This window comes from Vibrio sp. 10N.222.48.A3, assembly GCF_041475345.1.
Classification (GTDB): domain Bacteria; phylum Pseudomonadota; class Gammaproteobacteria; order Enterobacterales; family Vibrionaceae; genus Vibrio; species Vibrio tasmaniensis_A.
The window spans coordinates 1-283 of sequence record NZ_JBFRVX010001594.1 but is presented as its reverse complement, the minus strand read 5'-3'; the positions used below and the strand labels follow the sequence as shown (position 1 = coordinate 283).

Here is a 283-nt window from a genome sequence, read left to right as displayed (position 1 = left end):
GGAAAACCGACACCAAGATAAGGCCAAAGAAGAAAGACCATAGTGGAACTGGGTGGGTGACTAATAACCAAGAAATCAGTTTTGCAAATGTCGCAATGCTCGTGAATACGCCTGCGAACAGTGAAATTAGGAAAAAACCATTGATGTGGCTAAACGCGGCTTTGAAACCTTCACGCTTCCATAGTCCAAGTACGCTAGGGTTAATTCTTCGAATGCTTTCTAGTAGCGTATCGTAGATACCAGTGATGAATGCGATGGTTCCGCCCGACACGCCAGGTACAAC

Annotated in this window: 1 protein-coding gene; it reads right to left on the bottom strand. The window is 45.6% G+C overall.

What is annotated here, in order from left to right; all coding sequences use genetic code 11:
- Window positions 1-283: undecaprenyl phosphate translocase family protein (locus AB4653_RS27915; protein WP_372105882.1), on the bottom strand; the 283-nt coding region annotated here is incomplete at both ends.